Origin of the sequence: Pseudomonas sp. xss_2, from assembly GCF_043104195.1 — a bacterium.
GTDB lineage: Bacteria > Pseudomonadota > Gammaproteobacteria > Pseudomonadales > Pseudomonadaceae > Aquipseudomonas > Aquipseudomonas urmiensis.
In genome coordinates this window covers 1-8,909 of the sequence record NZ_JBICKL010000078.1, presented here as the reverse complement: position 1 = coordinate 8,909, position 8,909 = coordinate 1, and the positions used below count along the sequence as shown (strand labels likewise).

Below are 8,909 nucleotides of genomic sequence, written 5' to 3'. Positions count from 1 at the left end.
GCGCGAACTCGCTGCTGCCGGTCGGCCGGTAGCGCACCGCCACACCGGTCTCCTTGGTATCGGCGACGTCGTCCAGGCGCAGCAGGATGACCCCCGCCCCATCACTGATGGTGGACAGCCGCCAGGGTCTGCCCTCGCGGCTGGAACGCACATAGCTGAGGATCAGCTTGTGGCCTTCGGCCGAACAGACCTCCATGGGCAGGGCCGGCTGGCCGGCTTCGAGCTGCTGGAGAATCTCCACCAAGCCACTGCGGTGGGCCACCTTGTAGCGCTGCAACCCTTGGCTGGCGAGCAGCGGGTACAGGTGGAAGCTGGCGAGCTTCTGCTCCTTCATGGTCCGGCGCAGCAGCCCGGTCACTGGGTCAGTGATCTCGCCTGTCAGGCAGAAGGTCTCGCCGGTGTGCAGGGAGACGATCTCGAAGGTGTTTGCGCTGACGGGGTCGGTGTGGTAGTCCACCTGCGACAGTTGCAGGTTCCAGCCTTTGCCATAGCCCGAATCGGTGCTGTTGAGCGGGCTGAAGAACAAACCCAGGGGCAGGGCGGGGCCTTGCAGGTCGTTGGCCCGCACTTCGGGGATGCGGATCGAGACGGTGTACTGGCCGGTACGCGGGTCGACGCCGCTGGTGAGGAAGCTCATGAAGCTGAAGGCGTTGGAGTGCACGGCGGTCGATGCGGTCATGGGTAACCTCCGCAAAATGGTGCTCTATGGAAGTAGGGTAAGCTAGTAATTCGGGTAAATAATTACGTAGTCAATTGCCTTAGGGCTGTTTGAGCTGCGGCCGGTCAGTATCACGCCTGGTGCAACAATGTTGTCCGATTCAGGGTCGGCGGATTTTCCCCAAAGGTCAGATATTTTTATCCAGCCTGTTGAAGAGCCTGATACCGCAATTTCGATCTCGTAAGGTGCGTGGCTAGCATTGTAAGGTGTCATTTTTATCCTTGTCGAAGCGGGGGCGTTGTCAATTTTGAAGAGGTGTAGAGGCATCCACCAGATTCCGTATTCTCCTCGCTTATTTAAAGGGGCTGTGATAGTATATTCTCTGTCATTGTCAGTGAGTGTTATCATTCCTCCGTAAGACGTTGATGCTTTTTTTGTTATGTCCGTTGAGTGATTTTGAAGGGGCGGCATGAATCGATTGTCGCTCATGTTATATGTCCTTTATAGTACAGTCCAGTTCGGCGCCGCGATGAGCGCTGAGGTTGTTTTTAAACCTCACATCTAGGGTAAGACTATTTCCATAGTGGTCATGGAGCTCAAGTTCTATAGGCTTTTGTGCTTTTTCTGCCGGTCCTCGATCTCCGTATTTAACGTCAAAGACGCGATGATTACTTATCGCGATCGTATTGGCGTCAAGTGGTGGGGTGGGCACTGTCCAGTGTTTTTCCCTGAACATATAAAAAATATTATCATTACCACTATTTTTCAGCGTCTCTACGTCAAAGGTCACATTCGTTTGAGCGCTACCGCCTATAATAACTCCGGTGTAACTTACGAAGCGAACATGAAAGGCATCCTCCTCCCACTTGATCAATGTCCGTGGTGCATCTTTTATGGTGTATGAAAGAATTTCTCCAGAGCCAAGGCGGAAGATCCAGTATTCAATTGTTTCGAAATTGTAGTCATAGCGTGCGGGGTCTCCTTCATCTGTTTTGTCGAAACCATCTATTTCTTTCCGTTCTACAGTATATGTAGGTTTATACGAGAGGGGCGTGATTGCGGCTGTATTTGCTCGAGCGCTGCCATTGCTGTAATGCCAGAATCCAAACTTGTCCCGCACCCCGGCATAAAAAGTCCGCTTAGTATCCCTCGGCGCCAGGCAGTGAACGTAGTAGTTCACTTTGTGTGCCTGATCGGGCTCTGCCTGGGTAGGCATATTCGGGACTGCGAGTCTGTATCTGTTACGGACTTTGGCCACTGCCCAGTAAATGGCCGTGTCGTTCAGGATAGGCTCTGGGGTAGCGTCCAAGATTGCCAGTGGCTGATGGCTGTCAAGCTCGAACAGCGTCAACGTCTTGAGTTCGCCAGGATCAAGGGCGCCGGGATCTTGAGCGCCGATCTCGGTAGACAACTCCACTGACAGGTGAAGTTGCTGCTTGCCGTTGTTGTACATCCAAGGGAGTATCGACGACGACGCGTTGAAATTCTCTGTGCTCAATGCAAATGACTTGAGGCTGCGCCAGTGGTTATCTTCACCTGCATCTTCACAGTCCGGCGCACCGAGGCTGACGGAAAGGCTGTCAGTGAGGGTGATGCCGTTAAGGTTCAGTGCGCAGCCGACCTTGCCCCTAGTGCCTTGCGGCGCGCGGCCTGCCTGGTAAAGGCCGGTACCTGGGTCGATGGTCCCGCTTGCATCTGTGCTCCAGTGTCGCTGTGCAGATGGCAGCAGCAATGGGTCTGCCATAAATTGCACTACGGCACCTTCGCTCAGTGCCTGGCTAAGCGAGGGTCCAAACGCTACCGAACCCAGGTCAGCGCTTTGGTGGGGATGGTCGCTCATCGCATGTACTCCGCTGATTAAACAGGTGTGCCCGATTGGCCCGTGCAACAGGGTCGTGGCGGGCGGTTAAGCCACTATTCTGAGTTCGATATTCCTGAGCTTGACGAGCGTTTCCTCTGCCAACTTGATCTCCACACAAAACCTGACAGTCCCGCTTATCCCGAAAATCATGAAGAACGCATCGCTGTCGAATTTCGCTTGAACGGATAGCGCCTTGGCCTGATCATCGGTGACGTACCCTTCGTGCAGGACCATGCTATAGCCGCTCTCCGCGATCGCGCTTATCGTGAAGCGCTGATTTGCGGCCATAAAGGGCCAGCCGTGCACATTGAAGATGAGCTCGTTCCCTGCGCGGGCTTTGGAAAGCTCGGATCTACCAATGGCCGATTCGCATTCGAGATAGGGTAATGAGTCGAGGCTCAGAGGTTCTACCGTCAGCTCAATGACGTCTGAATTGGCCGAGAGTCCAACCGGGTCAACGTGGGTGTAGAAACACTTGAGCGTTTTGCCCAGCAGCATTGCCGATTTCGAACGATCAAAGGCGAAATGGAAATCATCGTTTTCGCGGGTCCAGCACGTAATTGTCAGCAGCGTCTTGGCAGGCACGGTGGCGGTGTTCTGGACATATACCGTGACCGTACCTTTGAGCAGTGGCGCGGCGCCGGCTATGACAAAACGCCCGCCAGTGCGCAGATCGACGGCAAATACCTCTGATTTGCTTCCCTGCAGGCTGAGCGGTGGCAGTGTCTGTTTTTCGGCGACAGTGAATGTGAACTCATGGCTTGCCAGCGCCATGCGGGGCCGAGCGAACTGGTAAGACAGCGTTACTCTTTCGCCGATGTTCTGCAGGAGGAATTCTTCAGTGAGATGGATGCGCTCAGATTTATCTGGCTTGCCGGCCCACCAAGCCACGATCGATGTGGCACCGTCGGCAAAGAGTAGCGACTCATCTTCTTCGAGTTGCCCCTCAGGGGCAGGAATGGTCACCCACGCCCCCTCCGGAGAGGGGTATACCAGCCCGCCCGATTCGCCTTCGACGGCAGGGGCGGGCAGCAACGGCTTGGGGGACGGGTCATTGTCGACGATGAGAAACGTTTGCTTGGCGGAAACAAACGGCTCTTCGCCTTCTGTGCCAAAGGTGTAGTAGGTATGAATCGCAAAGCCGCTCAAGGGTTCGAGTAGCGTGCGCGGAAGCTGGAACTCGAACGGCGTCTCATCCAGTTCCGAGACAGGGACCGAGAGGCTGAATTCTTCAGTGATCGACTCCTGGCCATCAAAGCCTTGCCAGTACACGATCAATGTGTCGTCTTTGTTCATGCCTGAATGGGGGAGCACGTACACCATTGCATCGTTTTTGAAGGCATGCAGGTCTATGAGCTGATCATGGGATTGCTTGGCATGCACAACCGTGCCCGGCAGGGTCGGGTCTTCGGACTCGAGAATCTGCAGGGACAGGGGCGCCGAACTCAGTGCCTCGCCATGGCGGGCATACTGGTAGAAAACCTCTACCTTGGCACCGGCATTCGCCAGCAGCCAGTAGCCGGCCAGCCTGAATTCAAGCTTGCCGGCGGAGAGGTCGGTTGCGCTCAACTTTTTGGCCAGGGGACGTACGGATGCCTTGCCGTTCATGTGCAGAAAGACGTCCGTCCCCCGGGTAAAGTCGTTCGTCAGGTAGATCGTCACCTTGGCGCCTTCGATAACGGGCTCCAGCTTGCCGTCTACCACCCCGGCTATCTGCGGGGCATCAAGGTGGGGCGGCGGTGAGTCGGCCTTTTCCAGTACCTCGAAGGTCTGCACGGCGGAGCGTTGCTCGCTGCCACTGACCGGTTTGACGCTGAAGGTCAACTGAGCGCCGATGTTCAGCGCTTCATCGAGCGTGGCCTTGTTGAGCAACTTGGTGATCGTTACCCCGAGATCGTCCTTGTCAACGATGTGGGTGATGTTGAACGGTGTGGCCAGTTGATCCAGGCGTGCCCAGCTGATGGTGAGTTGGTCGCCTTCGGCCTTGCCCTGGTACTCGGGGATCACCAGCAGTGCATTATCGCTGAAGCTGTCCGTTTCGATGACCAGGGCATGGGACTGCTTCACGTGGACCCGTGAGGTCTCGATCGCGGCAGGGTGCTGCAGTACATCCAGTTGCAGCACGCGGCTGTTGAGTGCTTCATCTTTGCGTCCGTACTGGTAGCGCAAACTGAGCGTCTTGCCGACACTGCTGTCGAGCAGTGCCTTGCCAAGCGTGAATGTCAGCGTGCCTTTTTGAACATCGGCATGGATGAGCTTTTTCCATTGCGGCGCGGTCATCTCGACCAGGTAGGGATGGAACAGTACTTCGTCATCTACGGCCATGCCCTCGTAACCAGGGAGGGTGACCTCAATGCCCTGGGGCAACGGATAGATGACCCCCTGCAGAGGTGTTTCCAGTTGTGGGGGTTCCAGATAAGGCAAAGGGTTGGGATTCTGTTCCTGCACTGTCAATAGTTGCGGCGCGGTCATGCGGTCGGGGCTATCGTCCCTGCTGATGGTCAGGAACAATTGGGTGGGGTCGGCCCCAATCACGTCCTCCAACATTTCACGAGGCACTTCGGTCATCAGCGGCAGGGTCGCATCGTCGGTGTCCACGTCGATCGCGGGCAGTGTTTTATTGCCCCAGGAAACCGTCAGCTTGTCGCCCCTGGCTCGATCAGGGTAGGGCAGCAGGGTCAGAATGCCCGGTCCTGAAAAGGTGCCCAGGTCCACGACCATGCCGTGAGCGTGTTTGAAATGCACCAGCACGCCATCGAGCCTCACCGGGGCGCGGTAAACGCGAGCTTGCAGCGCTTTAGCGCTCAGGGCCCGTCCCTGGCGAGCGATCTGGTACGACAGCGTGACGGTCTGGCCCAGATGTGGTTCGAGGAAGGTTTCCGGTATAATCATCACGACTTCCTGGTCGTCGAGGTCGCCTCGCTCGATAGATTTGTCCAGCACTAAAGTGGTCGTTTCGCTGCTGACCAGCAACAGCACGTCATCCCGTTCCTTGGCGTGAGTCTGATCGAGCGCAATCGTCACCTCCAGGCCACCTGGCCTGGCAGGTAGCTGCGTAGCGATTTGACCGTCGACCCGCACGGGCCCAAGTTTTTCCACTTTGGAAGGGGCGTCGTGCACCACCTTGAAAACCTGTGATGGATAATCACGGGGTGCTACATTTTTCCTGTGCCTGCGCAGGTGCAGGCGCAACAGTTGGCCCTGTGCCGCCAGTAGATGATCGCGTTTGAGGGTAAAGAGTATTGGCCCGCCGATATCTTCGGCTTGCACCCTATGACTGGGAGACAACCCCGGCCGTTCCTTGCCATCCTCCCCGCGGCTAACAACCTGGAGGTCGTCCAGTACCTGTATATCCTCATATTGACGTGTGATCAGGGTCGCATGTTTGGAGTGCACCGCCAGGTCGATCACCCGGTCATGTGCCTGGTCGATATGGACCAGTGGATAGCCCCCAAGCAGTTGCTCAACCACCTGGACTTCCAGGATCTCGCTGCTGAGTAGCTGCTGCTTGCGGGCGAACTGGTAGCTCAGCGTGATCGGCCAGCCAGCGTTGTCTTGCAACCAGATGACCGGCAGGATGAACTCGATATTGCCTGCCGTCACGTCGTCGGCATTCACGCGGTGGCTTTGTATCAATGGGTAGGCACCCTCGGCATAGCAAACGAGCTCGTCACCTTCGGCCATCAGCATAGATTTGACGGTGAGAAGGACAGGTTTATCTGGGGGTAGAGGCTCACTCAGCCCCGAGGGCTCGGGCAGTCGATCGGGCAGGGACGTGGCTTGTTCAAGAATGCGGAAGTTGCTGCTTTGCGAGCCGACCGGCAGTGCACCTCCAGCTTCCACGGTGTAACGCAGGGAAACCTGTTTGTTCTTGCCCGCCTCCAGTACAGCACGCGGGATGCTGAAGCGGATGGGCGAGCCCACATCCTCTTTGCTGATCGTGTGAGGGTAAAAGGTTTCCCCCTCGTCCACGCTCCAGACCATCTTCACCACCTGGGCTTCGGCCATACCCTGGAACGGCAGCACCACCAGGGTGGCGGAGCCCTTGAATGCGTCCAGTTCGACCACTCGATCATGGGCCTGCTGGAACAGTACATGGGATATCTCGATGGCGTCCTGAAACTGCTTTACAGTCACACGGCGTTTCTCGGAGCTCAACGCCAGGCCCTGGCGCCCGAACTGGTAGAACATCTCCAGGTAATCACCGGTATTGGCCCGCAACAGCTCGCCGCTGATCTTGAACTTCAGGTCCTTGCTGCCCAGGTCGTCCATGTCGATACGTTTGAACTGCGGCGCGGTCGGTCCTCGGCCATCGGCGTGGAAATACACTTCGTCGGCCAATTTAATGTTCGGGTAGGCTGGCACGAGGACGACCTTGCCCTGCGGGTCGGGCACGACGATCAAGTCTGATGCATCTTCACCCTCGATTCTCGCCTCGGGCAGGCGGGGTTTTGAAGCTCCAGCGCCTGCCGCGATCGTCAGGTGCTGCTGTCTGAATGTTCGCTCGGTGCCGCCTTTGGGGGTAACGCAGAAGTGCGTCGTTGCGCTGCGCTCGCCGGGAAATTCCGTACGCGCCAGGGAAAACTTCAACGGAAACCCCACTTCCTCCGGCGTGACGGTGTGCTCCATCGTCATCATCGGCTGCAACTTGGGGTCGTCCAGCGTCCAATACACCACTACATGATCGTCGGCCGCCATGTCGTCGTAGGGAGGCACCAGCAGCACACCGTCCGTGCGGAACTGAGTCGTGTCGATGTGCCGGTCGTGGGACTGCTTGAAGTGCACCACCGAAGCATCTTTCGGGTTGTATTCGGTGACTTTGAGTTCGAGTACTTCCGAGCTCAGCCCACGTCCAGGGCCGGCGAACTGATACCACAGCTGGATGCATTCGTTGAGGTTGAGCTCGAGCAGCGCCTGATTGATCAGGAAAGTGAATTCGTCTTCACCTTCTTGGCTTTCGTCCAGCCTGAGCCAGTCAGGGAGCGGGTCATGGTTTTTTGTATTGACAAACAGCAGCAGCTCGTCGTTGGTCTGCATCTCGTCAGGTTTTTTGATGTAGGCCTGCACGCCGCCTGGGACGGGTTGTATTTCGTCCTTGTTGGCACCTTCGATGCGGATGGGGCCCAGCCTTGGGGAGGGGGCGCTGTCTTGCTCGAGGATGGTGAAAGTCTGCGTTTTCGAATTTCTCTCTATCCCGGCCACAACTGCGAATTTAAGGGAGGCGGTTTCGCCCTTCACTTTCTCCAGTTCCGCACGGGGCAGTTGGAACTGAAGCACCCTGTTCACGTTTGTTTCCGTGACCGTTTCTCTCATAGGGTCCGCGCTGGCGAAATCCACCCACACTTCATCCCCAGGTGTCATCCTGTCATAGGGCAGCACGATCAACGTCGCATCCCCCGAGAATGTCGACAGGTCAACGACAAGGTTATGCGACTGCTTGAAGTGAACGACGGAATCTTCGACGGCCTCGGGGAAGCCTGCATCGCCTCCGTCGCTGAACGGCTGTGGATGGTCGTTCGGCTCTTGAACGTTCATGTACGGGCTCCCTCATCGGCAAAAAGTGCTGCATGCGGATGGGGAAATTGTCAGGCGCAGTGTTGTTGAGCCACAACTAGCAAAAATGCCAGGTGTGGCTGGCGCGATGCGGCGTTAGCCTTTGCGCAATTGCTGCTGTTCAACGGGGCGGCAAATCACCCAGGTGGGCCAATACCATGACCGCATCGACTGCCGTGCACTCCAACGCCTTCAGCTTCATGAGCTTTCTCACCAGCGGCGTCGACCCGCGTACCGGGCAGTACACCGTGTCGATCCGTTTCCCCGAAGTCCCGGCCAACGACCTGCAAGGCCCTGCCTTGCCCCTGGGCCTCTTCTTCAGCCCGCTCAACAGCACCGATTCGGGTTATGGCAAAGGTTGGAACCTGCAACTGTCGCAGGTGGACTACCACATCGACCCCGTCAGCAATAAAACCTTCGAGATCGTCTCTCTGCACACCGGCGAGACCTTCTGCCTGACAGGCGAGATCCCTGACCCGGTGACCGGCTTGCGGCGCCTGACCATGAAAGAGCAGAAGCTCGCCAGCTTCCACCTGTACCCGCTGCTCGCCAGCCAAGGACTGCAGCGTTACAAGGTGGCGCACCGCAGTGGCCTGGTAGAGATTCTCCAGCAGGTCGAAACCGGCAAGCCGGCCCTGCCCGTGGAGGTCTATTCGGCCGAAGGCCACAAGCTGATCCTCAGCTATGTGCGTTCCAGCCGCGAGGGCAGACCCTGGCGGCTGCACACCATCACTGATGCCGCGGGGGTCATCCTGCTGCGCCTGGACGACTTCGCCGATACCAAGGAGACCGGTGTGAAGGTACGCTACCGGCCGACCAGCAGCAGCGAGCTCGCGC

General features: G+C 57.3%; 3 protein-coding genes and 2 pseudogenes. 1 reads left to right on the top strand and 4 read right to left on the bottom strand.

Annotation, left to right across the window (positions count from 1 at the left end):
* The 4 genes and pseudogenes from ACF8K2_RS20300 to ACF8K2_RS20285 form a co-directional block, all read right to left on the bottom strand.
* Positions 1 to 679: pseudogene (locus tag ACF8K2_RS20300) on the bottom strand (hypothetical protein); the annotation flags it as partial.
* A 42-nt stretch (positions 680 to 721) separates the two neighbouring features.
* Complete coding sequence (locus tag ACF8K2_RS20295) at positions 722 to 1,147, bottom strand: hypothetical protein (RefSeq protein ID WP_392467278.1); 426 nt, start codon at positions 1,145 to 1,147, stop codon at positions 722 to 724.
* Position 1,148: 1 nt separating this feature from the next.
* Positions 1,149 to 2,498 (bottom strand): hypothetical protein, encoded by a 1,350-nt coding sequence (locus tag ACF8K2_RS20290; RefSeq protein ID WP_392467276.1) that lies wholly within the window; start codon positions 2,496 to 2,498, stop codon positions 1,149 to 1,151.
* Between the two features lie 66 nt (positions 2,499 to 2,564).
* Positions 2,565 to 8,054, bottom strand: a complete 5,490-nt coding sequence (locus tag ACF8K2_RS20285; RefSeq protein ID WP_392467274.1) for a hypothetical protein — start codon at positions 8,052 to 8,054, stop codon at positions 2,565 to 2,567.
* A 176-nt stretch (positions 8,055 to 8,230) separates the two neighbouring features.
* Here ACF8K2_RS20285 and ACF8K2_RS20280 point away from each other — a divergent pair.
* Positions 8,231 to 8,909: pseudogene (locus ACF8K2_RS20280) on the top strand (sugar-binding protein); the annotation flags it as partial.

Coding starts and splice junctions, on each gene's coding strand:
- ACF8K2_RS20295 (WP_392467278.1), bottom strand. CDS start 1,147: ATGAGCGACAATCGATTCATGCCGCCCCTTCAAAATCACTCAACGGAC.
- ACF8K2_RS20290 (WP_392467276.1), bottom strand. CDS start 2,498: ATGAGCGACCATCCCCACCAAAGCGCTGACCTGGGTTCGGTAGCGTTT.
- ACF8K2_RS20285 (WP_392467274.1), bottom strand. CDS start 8,054: ATGAACGTTCAAGAGCCGAACGACCATCCACAGCCGTTCAGCGACGGA.